The 14,859-nt window shown below is 72.5% G+C and carries 13 protein-coding genes; 4 read left to right on the top strand and 9 right to left on the bottom strand.

Translation table 11 applies throughout. The features are described 5' to 3' along the window. Positions 1–8 precede the first annotated feature (8 nt). The 4 genes from NZH93_RS27855 to NZH93_RS27840 all read right to left on the bottom strand — a co-directional run bounded on the left by NZH93_RS27855 (position 9) and on the right by NZH93_RS27840 (position 4,249). On the bottom strand, positions 9–1,010 hold the full coding sequence (locus NZH93_RS27855; RefSeq protein WP_259626174.1) for an LCP family protein: 1,002 nt from the start codon (positions 1,008–1,010) through the stop codon (positions 9–11). Further along, complete coding sequence (locus NZH93_RS27850; protein ID WP_259626173.1) at positions 1,007–1,510, bottom strand: SigE family RNA polymerase sigma factor; 504 nt, start codon at positions 1,508–1,510, stop codon at positions 1,007–1,009. The genes NZH93_RS27855 and NZH93_RS27850 overlap by 4 nt, the downstream gene beginning before the upstream one ends. Positions 1,511–1,644: 134 nt before the next feature. Further along, positions 1,645–3,234 (bottom strand): beta-1,3-glucanase family protein, encoded by a 1,590-nt coding sequence (locus NZH93_RS27845; protein WP_259626172.1) that lies wholly within the window; start codon positions 3,232–3,234, stop codon positions 1,645–1,647. Positions 3,235–3,406: 172 nt separating this feature from the next. Further along, on the bottom strand, positions 3,407–4,249 hold the full coding sequence (locus NZH93_RS27840) for a helix-turn-helix transcriptional regulator (RefSeq protein WP_259626171.1): 843 nt from the start codon (positions 4,247–4,249) through the stop codon (positions 3,407–3,409). Between the two features lie 101 nt (positions 4,250–4,350). Between NZH93_RS27840 and NZH93_RS27835 the strand changes: the two genes are divergently transcribed. Continuing rightward, a complete protein-coding gene (locus tag NZH93_RS27835) occupies positions 4,351–5,349 on the top strand; it encodes an aldo/keto reductase (RefSeq protein WP_259626170.1) in 999 nt (332 codons plus the stop codon). A gap of 4 nt (positions 5,350–5,353) precedes the next feature. Here the strand turns inward: NZH93_RS27835 and NZH93_RS27830 are convergent, their stop codons facing one another. From NZH93_RS27830 to NZH93_RS27820, 3 genes are read right to left on the bottom strand one after another with little or no spacing between them, the layout of a single operon-like run. Beyond that, the gene (locus NZH93_RS27830) at positions 5,354–6,538 is read right to left on the bottom strand and encodes a hypothetical protein (RefSeq protein ID WP_259626169.1); all 1,185 of its coding nucleotides are present in this window, start codon (positions 6,536–6,538) and stop codon (positions 5,354–5,356) included. Between the two features lie 21 nt (positions 6,539–6,559). Next, positions 6,560–7,795: an FAD-binding protein gene (locus tag NZH93_RS27825; protein ID WP_259626168.1), complete on the bottom strand. Its 1,236-nt coding sequence runs from the start codon at positions 7,793–7,795 to the stop codon at positions 6,560–6,562. Continuing rightward, complete coding sequence (locus NZH93_RS27820) at positions 7,792–9,504, bottom strand: glycoside hydrolase family 13 protein (RefSeq protein WP_259626167.1); 1,713 nt, start codon at positions 9,502–9,504, stop codon at positions 7,792–7,794. Before NZH93_RS27820 ends, NZH93_RS27825 begins: the two co-directional genes overlap by 4 nt. Before the next feature lie 138 nt (positions 9,505–9,642). Here NZH93_RS27820 and NZH93_RS27815 point away from each other — a divergent pair, with 138 nt between their 5' ends. Further along, the gene (locus tag NZH93_RS27815) at positions 9,643–10,503 is read left to right on the top strand and encodes a hypothetical protein (RefSeq protein ID WP_259626166.1); all 861 of its coding nucleotides are present in this window, start codon (positions 9,643–9,645) and stop codon (positions 10,501–10,503) included. A 30-nt stretch (positions 10,504–10,533) separates the two neighbouring features. Here the strand turns inward: NZH93_RS27815 and NZH93_RS27810 are convergent, their stop codons facing one another. Next, entirely contained in the window at positions 10,534–11,199 is a 666-nt protein-coding gene (locus NZH93_RS27810; RefSeq protein ID WP_259626165.1) for a response regulator, read from the bottom strand. Further along, on the bottom strand, positions 11,196–12,302 hold the full coding sequence (locus NZH93_RS27805) for a sensor histidine kinase (RefSeq protein WP_259626164.1): 1,107 nt from the start codon (positions 12,300–12,302) through the stop codon (positions 11,196–11,198). The genes NZH93_RS27810 and NZH93_RS27805 overlap by 4 nt, the downstream gene beginning before the upstream one ends. Before the next feature lie 134 nt (positions 12,303–12,436). On the opposite strand from NZH93_RS27805, the gene NZH93_RS27800 reads away from it, so the two are divergent. Together NZH93_RS27800 and NZH93_RS27795 are read left to right on the top strand one after the other, a co-directional pair. Beyond that, on the top strand, positions 12,437–13,606 hold the full coding sequence (locus NZH93_RS27800; protein ID WP_259626163.1) for a serine hydrolase domain-containing protein: 1,170 nt from the start codon (positions 12,437–12,439) through the stop codon (positions 13,604–13,606). 125 nt (positions 13,607–13,731) lie between these two features. Continuing rightward, entirely contained in the window at positions 13,732–14,853 is a 1,122-nt protein-coding gene (locus NZH93_RS27795) for an FAD-dependent oxidoreductase (protein WP_259626162.1), read from the top strand. Positions 14,854–14,859: the final 6 nt, after the last annotated feature.

The raw sequence follows: 14,859 nt of genomic DNA, 5'->3' as shown, positions 1-14,859 counted from the left end.
CCGCGCCGCTAGTTCACGCAGCCGTCGGACGGTGGGCCGGGCTGGTTCGTCGGGCGTGGTCCGTCGGACAGGAATTCGGCCACGAACGCGCGAACGGTGGTCGGGTCCAGTGGTAGCGCGTAGGTGCCCTCGACCTCGGTCGCCTGGCCGTGGGGGACGGTGGTGGTGTCCACGGTCGCGTTCGGGGTCAGGGTCGCGGTGAACGCGAGCAGGTTCCAGCCGGGGTCGGTGTGGACGCCCGCCTCGAGCGCGCCGAGCACCGCGGTGACCCTGGCCTGGTCGCGGAGGACGGCGGGGTCGAGGAGCTTGGCGGCCAGCGAGCGCAGGAAGGCCTGTTGGCGGACCACCCGGTCGAGGTCGCTGTTCGGCAGCCCGTGGCGTTGGCGGAGGAACGCCAGCGCCTGGTCGCCGGACACGGTCGACCGTCCCGCGGGCAGGTCCACGCCGGAGTACTCGTCCGACGCGGGGGCGGTGAGGCAGACCTCGACGCCGCCCACGACCGCGCTGACCGCGGCCACGGCCGCCAGGTCGACGGTCGCGTAGTGGTCGACGCGCACACCCGTGACGGCCTCCACGGCCCGCACCAGGTCCTGCGGCTCGCCGACCTCGCCCGCGACGTACGCGGAGTTCAGCTTGCCCATGCCGCGGCCGGGGATGTCGAGCCACGAGTCGCGGGGCAGCGACACCGCGTCGACCGACCCGTCCACGCCGACGCGGGCGAGCACCACCGAATCGGTGCGCCCGCTGTCGTCCAGACCCGCCAGCAGGACGGTGCGCGGCTCGACGGGCGTCGCCACCTCCAGTTCCTCGGTCTGGGCCGGGGGCGTGGGCAGCGACACGACCACGGCCGCGACCACGGCGGCGACCGTGATGCCCGCCGCCGCGAGCAGGGCCAGCGGACGGCGTCGGGACCGCTTGGCGTGCACGGCGGCCAGCACCGCCCTGGCGTCGACGGTCTCGTCCGCCTCGGCGGCGATGGCCTCGCGGATGAGTGCTTCCTGGTCGGTCATCGCAGCACCTCCGAGGGGCTGGTCTCGTTGACGCGCAACGTGTGCAGCGCGCGGGAGAGGTGGCTGCGCACGGTTCCCTCCGTGCAGCCGAGTGCCTGGCCGATCTCCGCGGTGGAGGCGTCCTCGTAGTAGCGCAGCACCAGCGCGGCCCGCTGCTGCTCCGGCAGCACGGCGATCCGGGCCCGCATCGCGTCCCGTTCGGCGTGCCGCACGGCCGGATCGGCCACGGCGGGCGAGAGCGCTTCGAGGGTGGTGTGCGTGGTGGACACGTCGCGGCGCGCTCTGCGGCGGCGCCAGGACAGGTACTCGTTGGTCACCATCCGCCGCACGTACAGGTACGGCGCGTCCAGGGCGCCGATCCGGCCCCATCTGGCACGGGCGCGCACCAGCACGTCCTGCACGATGTCCTGCGCGAGGTGCTTGTCGCAGGTGATGGCCGTGGCGTAGCGCAAGAGCCGATCGAGACGATCGGCGACGAACTGGTCGTAGCCGTCCCGCACGTCGTTCCCTTCTGCCGAGGTGGTTGCGTTGCGGTCGGGAAACTCCTCGACCGGGCCACAACGTTGAACCACCTCGTGGTGACGTGCGTCACCTGGCCGGACGAGGGGGCCGGTCGCCCGGCCCCCTCACCCTCTCAGCCGCGGTGCCACTTCTGGTTGGCGCCGCCCACGCAGTCCCAGATGTGCAGGACGGCGTCGTTGTTCGGGTTCCACTCGGCGATGTCGAGGCACTTGTTCGACTGCGGGTTCACCAGGTCACCCGCGCCGCTGAGCACCCACTGCTGGGCGGCGTTGCCGCTGCACGTGGCGATCTGCACGGCCGCGCCGTTGGTGACCGCGCCCCACGCCACGTCCATGCACTTGTTGTTCTCCGTGCGCACGGTGCCGTCGACGAACTGCCACTTCTGGTTCGTGCCGCCCGTGCAGTCCCACACGATGAGGCGCTGGCCGTCGGCGAAGTTCCAGTTCGGCACGTCGACGCACTTGCCGTGCCAGTTGCTGACGATGCTGTTGCCGTTCGGCTGCGGGTTGCCGCCGCCCGCGCCGAACGGGGTGAGCACGATGCCCGCCGCGCGCGGGTCGCCGTCGTGGACCAGGGACTCCTGGGCCTGCACGTCGTCGAACGCGAACCCGTACGCCTTACCGTCCACCATGTTCTGGTGGATGATCCGCGAGTAGTGGTCGGTCAGCGCGCCCTGGTAGAAGTCGCCGGGGCCACCGCCGGGCTGGGTGTCGATCCGGCCGAGGGTGGAGCGGTGCAGCGCCGCGCACAGCGTGCGGGCGATGGGGCCGACCACCTGGTCGTTCGGGGCCTGGAGGTTGCCGTCGCAGCCCCACACGTGGGCCGAGTTCGGCTTCTGGAACGACGCCACCTGCTGGCCGGAGGTGTTGGTGAAAGCCATGGTGTTGCCGGACGTGCGGCCGAAGTACTTGATGTTCGGCTGGTCGCCGAACGGCACGACGGTGAGCGTCTTGCTCGCGTACGCGCCCCAGGCCTGGTCGATGTAGGACTGGAGGTAGTTGGCGTCCATCAGCCCCGCGCCCGCGGCCTTGCTGGGCGCGAGCACGCGCAGCACGGTGCCGTCGGACCGCGTCACGACCGAGTTGCCGAAGCCCGCCTGGTTGCGGATGGCGTTGATCACGGTGTCGCGGCCGTTGTTGACGAGGTCGCCGGTCCGCTTGGTGGCGCCGTTGGCACCCGTCACGGTGACCGCGTGCGGCACGGCGAACTGGTCGACCTGCGAGCTGTTGAGCCAGAGACCCGCGTCGTTGTAGGTGAACTCGCTCCAGTCGAACAGGATGTTCTTGTTCGCGTCACCGGCCCAGGGCGCGGGCTGCACGAAGCCGTCCGGGGTGAGGGAGAGCTTCAGCTTCTCGCCGAAGGACATGTAGACGCGGCCGGAGATGAACCGGGGCACCCGCACGGTGACGTTGCCGCCGTTGCCGGGGCCCGCGATGGACACGTCCGGCGCGGGCGTCGGGGGGATGCCGCCCGCGGGCCACGGCGTGAAGCCGCCGCCCTGGTTGACGTATCCGAGTCTGCCGTTGCGGATGTCGGTGCCGAGCACGTACAAGTACACGGCGTCGGACCGGCCGCTGTTGTTGGTGACGGTGAGCGGAAGCAGGTCGGGGCCGATGGCCGCCGCCGGTGTGGAGGTGACGGCGACGGATGTCGCCAAGGCGAGCGCGGTGAGCGCGCTCAACCACTTCGTCGTGGTGCGCAAAGGAGATCTCCTCGATTCCGCGGGCAGGGTTCTCGCCTCCCGGTGGAGCGGAGGGACTACCGCCGGGAGGCGCGGAAGGGACGTGCGCCATCGCCGACCGCCATCGGTGAGAGCGCTTCCATAGCGTCCGTCTGGTGTGGACCAATGTCAAGTGGCGTACAGCCAGTAGGGGTTACGGAACCCGTGCGTCTCGGTGCCAGCTCGCGAGGAGGGGCAACACCTTCGCGGTGGGGGAGTCGGGCTGGACCGTGTAGACGATGAGCTGCTGGTCCGGATCCCGCGGCGCGGACACGATCTCGATGTCGAACTCCAGCTCGCCGCCGATGGGGTGGCTGATCAGCTTCCGCACCGACGCGTGGTCGCGCACCTGGTGGTCGTCCCACCAGCGGGTCACGTCCGGGTCCGCGGCCCGCAGCTCGTCGATCAACGCCTTGAGCTTGCCGTCCTGCGGCCTGCGCGCGACCTCCCGGCGCAGCGTGGCCACCGTGTTCGAGGCGAAGTACGGCCAGTTGACGATCCGCTCCCGCGCGAGCGGGTCGAGGAACAGGAAGCGGGCCAGCGACGAGCCGGGCGGCAGCTCGCGCTGCACGGCGCTGAACAGCGCGTTGCTCGCCAGCACGTCGGTGCGCTGCCCGAGCAGCAGTACCGGCAGGTGGTCCAGGGCGGACATCAGCCGCAGCAGCCCCGGATCGGCGCGCTGGACCGGCATGACCGTGGTCGCCCGCCGCCGCGCCGTCGGCTCGGCCAGGTCGACTAGGTGGGCGTGCTCGACCTCGGTCAGCCGCAGCGCCCTGGCCAGCCCGTCGAGCACGGCGGTCGAGATGTTCGGCTGGCGGCCCTGTTCGAGCCTGCTGTAGTAGTCCGGGCTCAGGCCCGCGAGCACGGCCAGCTCCTCCTTGCGCAGACCGGGAACCCGCCGCGCGCCGGGGAACGGCTCGATCCCCGCCTGCGCGGGCGTCAACCGGTCGCGCCGCGAGCGGAGGAACGCGCCCAACTCGGCCCTGTCCTGTGCCACGCCGTCCACTCTACGAACCCGGCGGCGGTCCTGCCTGGTCATGGCGTGCCCGGGTTGGACGTGAGCTGGCGGGGTGGTCCGCGGGGTCGCAGGGTGGACCCATGCAGACACGAACTCTCGGTGCGCAGGGCCTGACCGTTTCCGCGTTGGGACTGGGCACGATGGGCATGACCATGGCCTACGGCCCCGGCGGCGACCGCGCCGACAGCATCGCCACGATCCGCCGCGCGCACGAGCTCGGCGTCACCCTCATCGACACCGCCGAGCTGTACGGCATGGGCCAGGGCACGAGCGAGGCGCTCGTCGGCGAAGCGGTCGAGGGTTTCCGCGACGAGGTCGTGCTCGCGACGAAGTTCGGCTTCGACCTGAGCGACCCGGCGTCCGTCGGCGTCGCGCTGGACAGCAGGCCCGAGCACATCCGCGAGGTGGCCGAGCAGAGCCTGCGGCTCCTGCGCACGGACCACATCGACGTGCTGTACCAGCACCGCGTGGACCCGAACGTGCCGATCGAGGACGTTGCCGGAGCCGTGGGCGAGCTGGTGGCGGCGGGCAAGGTCCGCTACTTCGGCCTCTCGGAAGCCGGCCCCGAGACCCTCCGCCGCGCCCACGCCACCCACCCGGTCTCGGTGCTCCAGACCGAGTACTCCGTGTTCGAGCGCGAGGTGGAGGACGAGATCCTGCCGCTGGTGCGCGACCTGGGCATCGGCTTCGTCCCGTACTCGCCGCTCGGCCGCGGGTTCCTCACGTCCACCGTCAAGCCCGGCGCGGAATACCCCGAGGGCGACATGCGCCGCTTCGACGCCCGCTGGCAGGGCGACAACTACACCGCCAACGTCGCCGCCATCGCCGGACTCACGGAGCTGGCGGCGGAGAAGGGCGCCACCGTGACGCAGTTGGCGCTGGCGTGGCTGCTCGCCCAGGACGACCACGTCGTCCCGATCCCCGGCACCCGCAGCACCACCAGGCTGGCCGAGAACGTCGGCGCGGCCGACCTGGTGCTCACGAAGGCGGACCTGGACCGGGTCCGCGAGATCCTGCCGCACGGCGCCTACGGCGACCGGTACCCGGCCGTCCTGCGTGACGCGTGGGCGAGCGCGTGACCCGCTAGTCCGGTGCCAGCGCGCGGAAGACGGTGACCGCGTGGCGGGTGACGGCGTCGACGTAGGGGAGGAAGATGGCCGGGTCGGCGTAGTCGGTCATGGGGATGCCGACGTCCTTGCCGTCGTAGTGGTACCGCTGCCGGTAGGTGACCCGGTCCGGGAACAGGTTGTCGGCGAACTCCGCGACCGTCCAGGTCAGCCACGAGTGCCTGCGGGCGACGCCGTTGCCGATCTCGGTGCTGGTGGGCGTCGCGAAGACGTAGTCGCCGCGCCAGGTGGGGGTGAGCGCGAGCCGGTCGTAGAGGTACAGGTCGTACCACCAGTCGCCCTGCCACAGGTGGTCGACGGGGATGTCCGGCGGTCTGCTCAGCCGCTGGACGCCCGGCAGGTCCGGCCAGGAGAACTCGACCCACCAGCCGTCTAGCGTCGCGCTGGGCTCGCCCTCGACCACCTCGATGCCGGGTCGGCCCGCCCGTTCCAGCGCGGCCGTGGTCGCGGTGACCGCTTCGACGACCGTGCGCACGGCGGTGGCGCGGGCGTGCCGGTTGACGGCCGACTCGCGCAGGCCCGCCCACCACTCGTCCACGTCGCCGACCGCCGCCACGACCTCCGGCGGCCACTCGGCGGGCGCCGCGTCCTCGGCGGCGAGCTGCCTCGGCGTCCGGCCGTCGACCACCTCCAGGTCGGCGGCGGCGTGCCTGCGGCTCCACGCCAGGAATCGGCCTTCGGCCAGGCGCCACGCGCGGGCCTGCTCCTTGCGCTCCTGCTCGGCCTCCCGGAGCCGGGTCGCCTCCTGCTCCACCAGCCGGGCGTCGATCGCCTCGCGCACCGGCTGGTACCGCGCGGTCGCCGCCCCGACCCGGTCGACGAACGACGTGACGGCCTCGTCGAACTTGGCCTTCGCCCAGCGGCGGGTCAGCGGCGCCCCGCGCCACTTCGACGTCCGCCGCTCGGCCAGGCCCAGCTCGCGCGCCGCCGCGGCGACCTCGTCCACGTACGCCGCCGCCGCGGCCGACCACTCGGCGGTCTCGGCCTCGGTCGCGGACGGCTCCACCGGGTGCCTGGACACGCTGTCGCCCAAGGCCTTCCGCACCCGGCCCGTGCGCCAGTCGCGTTCTTCGGAGAACCAGTACACGGTGACCGGGACGGAGTCGGCGAGGTAGTGGCGCCACGACATCTTCGAGGCCATGCCCCGATCATGACGGAAAAGTCACCGCGGGAAGTAGTGGTCGACCACTTCGTTGCGGAACTTGCCGAACGGGTCGAGGTCGCTCAGCAGACCGGCGAACCGCGCCCAGTGCTCGTACCGGTCGGCGGGCGCCGTCTCGTGCAGCTTCCCGAAGTGCGGCCGGACGGAGTACGGCGCCAGCGCCTCCTCGATGAGCGTCAGCACCGGGCGGACGGCGTGCGCGTCCGGGACCCAGGTGAAGTGGAATGCCATGCCGTCCCTGCGGTAGAAGGGGCTGAGCCAGTGCTCGTCGGCGGCGACCGTGCGGATCTCCGACACCTGGAGCACCGGGGAGATCACCGACCCGAGTTCCTTGAGCGCCCGCAACGACTCCGCCGCGTGCTCGCGCGGCACGACGTACTCCGACTGGAGCTCGTCGCCGGAACTCGGGGTGAACTCGGCGCGGAAGTGCGGCAGGCGGGCGTGCCACGGGCCGGGCTCGCCGAGCTGCGGGGTGCAGTGCTCCGCCGAGACGCCGGGGATGGGGTGACGGCCGCTCGTCGCCTCGCGCGCGCCGGTCCAGCCCAGGTCGGCGGGCGCGTCCGAGGTGCGGCGCTTGACCCACGGCGTGAAGGAGTCGCGCCAGTCGGTGAAGACGCTGACGCTGTACGCCTGCGCGAACAGCTCCGCGGACCGCTCGACGAGCACGGACCACGGCAGGTCGTCGTACACCCGCTGCTCCACCTCGAACGCGGGCACGACGTCGAGTTCGACGCCCGTGACGACCCCGAGCGACCCGAACGACGCGACCACGCCGTCGAAGCGGGCGTCGCCGCGGGACAGGGTGGTGAGCTTCCCGTCGGCCGTGACCAGGTCCAGCGACCGGACGGCACTCGCCAGCGACCCGTTGCCGTCGCCGGACCCGTGGGTCGCCGTGGCGACGGCGCCCACGACGGTGATGTGCGGCAGCGACGGCAGGTTGTGCAGCGCCAAGCCCTCGGCGTCCAGCGCCGTCGCCGTCTCGGCGAGCCGCAGGCCCCCGGAGATCCGCGCCGACGTCCGGTCGCGGGACACCTCGACCGTCGGAGGCAGGTTCCGCAGCGAGATCAGCGTCCCGGTGGTGTCCGCGATCCGGCTGAACGAGTGGCCCGCCCCGACCACGTGCGCCTTGTCGGCGTCCGCCACGACCTCCCGGACCCGCTCGACGGAGGTCGGCGCCTCCAGGTGCTCGGCGGAGAAGACGACGTTGCCCGCCCAGTTCTTCGCTCCGGTCGTCATGACTGCCCTCCGGTCAATTCCAGCACGAGCGCGGCCCACGGCTGGAGGATCGCACGGCTCGCGTCCACGTCGTGGCCCGCGGTGTTGGAGAGCACGGCGGTCGCCCCGGCCCACTCGGGCGCCAGGTCGACGGTCTGCTCGGTGCCGTGCAGGTTCGCCACGACCAGCAGCCGGACGTCGTCCAGGCGGCGCTCGAAGGCGTAGACGTGCGGGTGGTCGGCCAGCAGCATGGTGAAGTCGCCCACCGCGACCACCGGGCGGGTGTGGCGCAGCTCGATCAGCCGCCGGTAGTGGTGGAACACCGAGTGCGGGTCGTCGTACTGGGCGGCGGCGTTGAGCCAGGTGTGGTTGGGGTTGACCGCGATCCACGGCGTGCCGTCGGTGAACCCGGCCTCGTGGTCGGCGGTCCACTGCACGGGCGTGCGGGCGTTGTCCCGGCCCATCGCGCGCAACGCGGTCAGGACCGCCTCCGGGTCCTGGCCCGCCTCCACCGCGCGGTGGAAGTGGTTGAGCGACTCCACGTCCCGCAGGTCGTCCACCCCGGCGAACGGGGCGTTGGTCATCCCCAGCTCCTCGCCCTGGTAGACGTAGGGCGTGCCGCGGTGCAGGTGCAGCACGGTCGCCAGCGCGGTCGCCGACTCGCGGGAGCCGTCGCCGAAGCGGGACACCACGCGGGGCTGGTCGTGGTTGTTCCAGTACAGGCTGTTCCACCCGGTCTCGCCGAGCGCCGTCTGCCAGCGGCCGAGCGACGCCTTGAGGTCGCGCAGGTCCAGCGGCTTGGGGTCGAACTTCCCGCCCGGCCCGTGGTCCAGCGAGACGTGCTCGAACTGGAACACCATGTCGACCTCGCCCCGAGCGGGGTCGGTGAACAGGCGCGCGTCCTCCCACGTGACGCCGGGCATCTCGCCCACGGTCAGGAAGTTCCCGGTCCGGCCCGCGAACACCTCGCGGCGCATCTCCTGGAGGAACTCGTGCACGCGCGGGCCGGTGGCGAACTGGGCGAAGCCGTTGCCGAGGCCACCGGTCCCGGTCGTGGGGCCGTCGCGCAGCTCGGGGTGCTTGGAGATGAAGTTGATGACGTCCATCCGGAAGCCGTCGACACCCCGGTCGAGCCACCAGCGCATCATCTCGTGCACGGCCGCGCGCACCTCGGGGTTCTCCCAGTTGAGGTCCGGCTGCTTGCGGTCGAACAGGTGCAGGTAGTACTCGCCGGTCGTCTCGTCCAGCGTCCACGTCGGACCGGAGAAGAACGACTCCCAGTTCGTCGGCTCCGCGCCGGGCTCGCCCGCCGTGAACGGCTCGCGCGCGGGCCGCCACCAGTACCAGTCGCGCTTCGGGTTGTCCTTGCCGGAGCGCGACTCCACGAACCACGGGTGCTCGTCGGAGGTGTGGTTGACGACCAGGTCCATCACCAGCCGCATGCCCCGCTCGTGCACCTGGGCCAGCAGCCGGTCGAAGTCCTCCAGCGTGCCGAACACCGGGTCGACGGCCTGGTAGTCGGAGATGTCGTAGCCGTTGTCCGCCTGCGGGGAGAGGTAGATCGGCGACAGCCAGACCACGTCCACGCCCAGCCTCTGGAGGTGGTCCAGCCGGGACGTGATGCCGACGAGGTCACCGATCCCGTCGCCCGTGGAGTCCGCGAAGCTGCGCGGGTAGACCTGGTAGACGACCGCTGAGGTCCACCACGGGGCGGTTGGCCGGTCGATCATCGGGCTCCTCTCGTCGGCCGCGCGGGCGGCCTCCAGCGTGGACAACCCGACCGTACGTCGTGCTGTGGATCAGCACAGGCCGCCGACAGGGTGTCGACTCATTCGACATGTCGACTGACTCGACATATGGTGGTCGGCATGGACACCGACACCGAATCCGCGCGCGTCGCCGCGCTGGCCGCGCTCATCGGGTGGGCCGACCGGCGCGAACGCCTGTCGTCCGACCGGGCCGACCTGGTCGCCGAGGCGTGGCGCACCGGCACCCGCAACGTCGCCGAACTGGCCAGGCTGGCCCGCGTCTCGCGCGACACCGTCTACGCCGACCTGGCCTCCCGCGACGTCACCGTCGGCAAGCGGCAGGTCGAGCCGACCGGCTCGCTCGCGGGTCGGGGCGCTCCGCTGCGGGCCGACTCCGTGCGGGCGGTGGGGCAGATCGCCGACGCCGTCGTCCGGCCCGCGTTCGGCCACGACCCCGCGGACCCGGTCACCCGTGCGGCGTTCTCGGCCTCCGGCGCGCTGGAGGTGGTCGCGGACGTGCTGGACCCGCCGACCGACCAGGGACCGGGCTGGACCCGGCCCGAACTGCTGCGCTCACTGGCCGAACGGGGCGACGAGGTGACCCACCACGCCCTGCGCGCGCTGGCCGCGTCGGGGGAGAGGGCCCGGTTGGCGGCGGACGCCGACCTGCGCCGCCGCTCGGTCCTGCACACCGGGCGGCACGCGGTCGTGGACGGCGCCGACATCGCGCTGACGACGCCGACCGGCGAGACGGTCACGGTGCGGGTGGGCGCCGACGACACCGGCTGGACCACGTTGGACGGCCCCCTGCTGGCGGGGGAGGTGGAACCGCTGGACCACCTGGAGGTCCGCGCCGCGCTGGACGTGCTGGCCCGCGTCGCCACCCGGCACCTCGTCGAGGGCGCCAAGACCGAGCGGCGGAAGGACGCCCTGCCGGGCAGCCCCCCGCCGCGGCACCGGTTCACGCCGAGCAACGAGTAGCGGCGGTGGCGGGCCGCCCGGCCCGTGTAGCTACCCCGACGGCACCACCAGGCCCGTCTCGTACGCCACGACCACGGCCTGGGCGCGGCTGGTGAGGTGGAGCTTGCCCATCGCGCGCTTGACGTGGGTCTTGACGGTCGCCTCGCTGAGCACGAGCCGGTCGGCGATCTCGCCGTTGCTCAGACCGCGGCCGACGAGCCGCAGCACCTCGGTCTCGCGAGCGGTCAGCAGGGCCAGCCGGGGCGCGCTCGCGGCGGCGGTGCGGTGGTGCTGGGCGTAGGTCTCGACCAGCCGCTGGGTGATGCGGGGTGTGATCAGCACGTCGCCCGCCGCGATGGTGTGGACGGCGGCGATGATCCGGTCCGGCGGGGTGTCCTTGAGCAGGAAGCCGGACGCGCCCTCGCCGAGCGCGGTGTAGACGTACTCGTCGACGTCGAACGTGGTCAGCACGACCACGCGCGGCTGCTGTTCGCGCGGCGTGGCCAGGATCTGCCGGGTGGCGGCGATGCCGTCCAGGACGGGCATCCGGATGTCCATCAGCACCACGTCCGGGCTCGTGGTCGCGGCCAGTTCGACGGCCTGCGCGCCGTCGGACGCCTCACCGACGACCTCGAGCCCCGGAGCGGCCTTGAACAGCGCGACGAGCCCGGCCCGGATGAGCGCCTGGTCGTCGACGACGAGCACGCGGATCGTCATCGCGCCTCGTTCAGCGGCAGGCGCACGACGACGGCGAAGCCGCCCTCGTCGGCCGGGCCCGCGGTGAGGACGCCGCCGTACAGCTCCGCGCGTTCCCGCATCCCGCGGATCCCGTGCGACGTGGGCGACTCCCGTCGTGGCCGGGCCGCGGTGCCGTCGTCGGTGACCTTGAGGGTGAGCGTCCGCTCGCCGTAGTCGAGGTCGATCCGCGCGGTGGCGGGACCGGCGTGCTTCAGCGCGTTGGTCAGCGACTCCTGGGCCACCCGGTACGCGCACAGGTCCGGGCCGGGCGGCAGGGCGCGTTCGCGGCCCGTGACGACGACGTCCACCGGCAGGCCCGCGCCGCGGGTGCGGTCGACCAGGTCGTCCAACGCCGCGAGTCCGGGCTGGGGCGCGAGTTCGGACGCGTCCTCCAGCCTCAGCACGTCCAGCAGCCTGCGCATCTCCGTCAGGGCTTCGCGGCTGGTGTCGCCGACGGTGGTGATCGCCTTCCTGGCCGTGGCCACGTCGGTGTCGATCACGTACTGGGCCACGCCCGCCTGGAGCGAGATGACCGCCATGTGGTGGGCGACGATGTCGTGCAACTCCCTGGCGATGCGCACCCGCTCGTCGGCGACCGCCCTGGTGGCCCGCTCGGCCAGCCTTCGGGTGCGGTCGCCCCACCGCCGCGTGCTCTCGCCGAGCACCCAGGCGCCGATGACCTGGAGCGCGGACTGGGCGGCCGAGGTCCACGCCACGTCCGTCCGGCTCGTGACGCAGGCGGCGGCGACCACGGCCATCACGGTCAGGAACATGGCCGCGGCCACGTTCCGGGGTCGCAGCGTGGCGACGGTGAACATCGCGATGAGGATGCCGACGCCCGAGTTGGGGTAGTCGCCGTAGCCGAGGAGGCTGTACGCGGCCAGCGCGGCCCCGATGACCGCCATCACCACCACCGGAGCGCGCTGGCGCAGGGCGAGGGGCGCGGCCGTGAGCACGGCCAGGGCGTAGGCGGGCCACGGGGCCGCACTTCCGGAGGCGTCGACCAGGGTCGCCAGCGTCAGCCCGGTCAGCACCACGGCGAGCAGCACGTCCACCAGCACCGGTCTCGGAATCGCCCTCACGGGGCCACCGTAGCGGCGGCCCGGCGGCGTTGTCGCCCACCCGTGGAGGTAGTCCGGGATACCCCCAGCGGGGTAGGCGAAGATCCCGTCCTCGGACGACGACCCGCGGTCCTCCCGTCCCTAACGTCGTTGGCATGAAACGAACTTGCGCCGCGGTGGCGGCCATGGTGGTGCTGGTCGGCACCGCGACCTCCGGCGTCGCGGCCGCCTCGACCGACCACCGCCCGACCACCGCGACCCTGCAACGCGACGCCGACGCGCTCCTGGCCCTCGGCGCCCCCGGTGCCCTCGCCGAACTCGTCACCCCACAGGGGAGCGTCAAGGTGCGGAGCGGGTTCGGCGACGTCGCCGCGGGGACGCCCGTGCCGTGGCACGCCCGCTTCCGCATCGCCAGCTACACCAAGACGTTCGTGTCGGCGACGCTGCTCCAACTCGTGGGCGAGGGCAGGCTGTCGCTGGACGACACGGTGGAGCGGTGGCTGCCGGGTCTGGTCACGGGCAACGGCAACGACGGCTCGAAGATCACCGTTCGGCAGGTTCTCCAGCAGACCACCGGCCTGCACGAGTACCTGGCGGAGCTGCCGTTCCTGTTCACGCGGGAGGGCTTCGAGCAGAACCGGTACCTGACCCTCACCCCCGAGGAAGCCGTCGGCCTCGCGATGAAGGGCGCGCCGACGTTCGAGCCCGGCACGGACTGGGAGTACTCCAACACCAACTACGTCCTCGCCGGGATGATCATCGCGAAGGTCACCGGGAACACCTGGCAGCAGGAGGTCCGCTCGCGGATCATCCGCCCGCTCGGGCTGCGCGACACCTTCGCGCCGGACACCTCGCGGTCGATCCCCGGCCCGCACGCCATCGGCTACGAGCGGTTCAGCGCGGAGGGCCCGGACATCGACGCGACCGAGCTGAACCCGTCGTGGGCGGGTGCCGCGGGCGCGATCATCAGCACCACCGAGGACGCGAACAGGTTCCTGCGCGCCTTGATGTCCGGCGGGGTGCTGCGGCCCGCGCAGCTCGCGGCCATGCGCGACACCGTGCCCGCGACCCGGTTCGAGGGGGGCTGGCCCGGCGTCCGGTACGGCCTGGGGCTGATGTTCGTCCCCAACTCGTGCGGCGGCTCGTGGGCGCACGGCGGTGACATCCACGGCTTCAAGACCCGCAACGGCGTCACCTCGGACGGCTCGCGCAGCGTCGTGGTGTCGATCAACACCGACTCGATGGTGCCGAAGCCGGGCGTGCCCGCGCCGACGAAGGACGTCGCGATCGACCTCGTCGAGCACGCGCTCTGCGGCACGCGGTAGTGAGGACGAACACGTTCGCTCCGAACTTGTTCGGAGCGAACGTGTTCGTTACGGTGGTGGTAGGGCTCGCCCGCACGGTGCCGACCCGCACCTGGACCGCTCGTCAACGGAACGGAGAACACGTCATGCCCCACCACCCCATCACCATCGTCGGCGCCGGACTGGGCGGCCTCGTCCTGGCCCGGATCCTGCACCTCAACGGTGTCGAGGCGACCGTGCTCGAGTTGGAGGCGTCACCCACCGCCCGCTCGCAGGGCGGGATGCTCGACATGCACGAGGACTCCGGCCAGGCCGCGCTGCGCGCCGCGGGCCTCCACGAGGAGTTCCTCGCGGCCGTCCACCAGGGCGGCGAGGCGATGCGCGTGCTGGACCGGCACGCCGTCGTGCACATCGACAAGCCCGACGACGGCGACGGCGGCCGTCCGGAGATCAACCGCAGGGCCCTGCGCGACATCCTGCTGGCCTCCGTCCCCGCCGTCCGCTGGGGTTCGAAGGTCACCGCCGTGGTGCCGCTGACCGACGGCAGGCACGAGGTCGTGCTCGCCGACGGCGGCTCGTTCACCACCGACCTGGTCGTCGGCGCGGACGGCGCGTGGTCGAAGGTCCGCCCGCTCGTCTCGGCGGCCGTGCCTGCCTACACGGGCCTGTCGTTCGTGGAGGCGCACCTGCGCGACGCCGACGTCCGCCACCCCGCGAGCGCGGCCGTGATCGGGTCCGGCTTCTTCTTCGCCCTCGGCGAGGACAAGGGCTTCCTGGCGCACCGCGAGCCCGAAGGCGGCCTCCACGTCTACGGCGCGCTGAGGGCCCCGGCCGACTGGGCGGCCACCGCCGACCCCGCCACCCTCACCGCCGACGTCCTGGCCCACTTCACCGACTGGGACGACAGCCTCCGCGCCCTGATCGCGGACACCGACACGCCCCTGGTGCCCCGCGCCGTCCACGCCCTGCCGATCGGCCACCGCTGGGACCGCGTTCCCGGCGTCACGCTCGTCGGGGACGCGGCCCACCTCATGTCGCCGTTCGCGGGCGAGGGCGCCAACCTGGCCATGCAGGACGGCGCCGAGCTGGCCGCGGCCCTGATCGCGCACCCCGGCGACGTGGAGAAGGCCTTGCGGGTCTACGAGGAGGCCCTGTTCCCGCGCGGCGAGGCGTCCGCCGCGATGTCCGCGGAAAGCCTCGTCCTGTGCTTCCGCTCCGACGCGCCGCGGGGCTTGGTCGAGCAGTTCGCCGCGTTCGGGGTGGCGTAGCCGTTC

The sequence above is a fragment of the Umezawaea endophytica genome (assembly GCF_025061645.1).
Taxonomy (GTDB): Bacteria; Actinomycetota; Actinomycetes; order Mycobacteriales; family Pseudonocardiaceae; genus Umezawaea; species Umezawaea endophytica.
The sequence above is the reverse complement of the archived record's forward strand: the minus strand, read 5'-3'. Positions and strand labels throughout refer to the sequence as shown.

What these genes read in the sequence shown, in the direction of transcription:
- NZH93_RS27820 (WP_259626167.1), bottom strand. Translation starts at nt 9,504, where the DNA reads ATGATCGACCGGCCAACCGCCCCGTGGTGGACCTCAGCGGTCGTCTAC.
- NZH93_RS27835 (WP_259626170.1), top strand. Translation starts at nt 4,351, where the DNA reads ATGCAGACACGAACTCTCGGTGCGCAGGGCCTGACCGTTTCCGCGTTG.
- NZH93_RS27795 (WP_259626162.1), top strand. Translation starts at nt 13,732, where the DNA reads ATGCCCCACCACCCCATCACCATCGTCGGCGCCGGACTGGGCGGCCTC.
- NZH93_RS27815 (WP_259626166.1), top strand. Translation starts at nt 9,643, where the DNA reads ATGGACACCGACACCGAATCCGCGCGCGTCGCCGCGCTGGCCGCGCTC.
- NZH93_RS27810 (WP_259626165.1), bottom strand. Translation starts at nt 11,199, where the DNA reads ATGACGATCCGCGTGCTCGTCGTCGACGACCAGGCGCTCATCCGGGCC.
- NZH93_RS27825 (WP_259626168.1), bottom strand. Translation starts at nt 7,795, where the DNA reads ATGACGACCGGAGCGAAGAACTGGGCGGGCAACGTCGTCTTCTCCGCC.
- NZH93_RS27800 (WP_259626163.1), top strand. Translation starts at nt 12,437, where the DNA reads ATGAAACGAACTTGCGCCGCGGTGGCGGCCATGGTGGTGCTGGTCGGC.
- NZH93_RS27830 (WP_259626169.1), bottom strand. Translation starts at nt 6,538, where the DNA reads ATGGCCTCGAAGATGTCGTGGCGCCACTACCTCGCCGACTCCGTCCCG.
- NZH93_RS27855 (WP_259626174.1), bottom strand. Translation starts at nt 1,010, where the DNA reads ATGACCGACCAGGAAGCACTCATCCGCGAGGCCATCGCCGCCGAGGCG.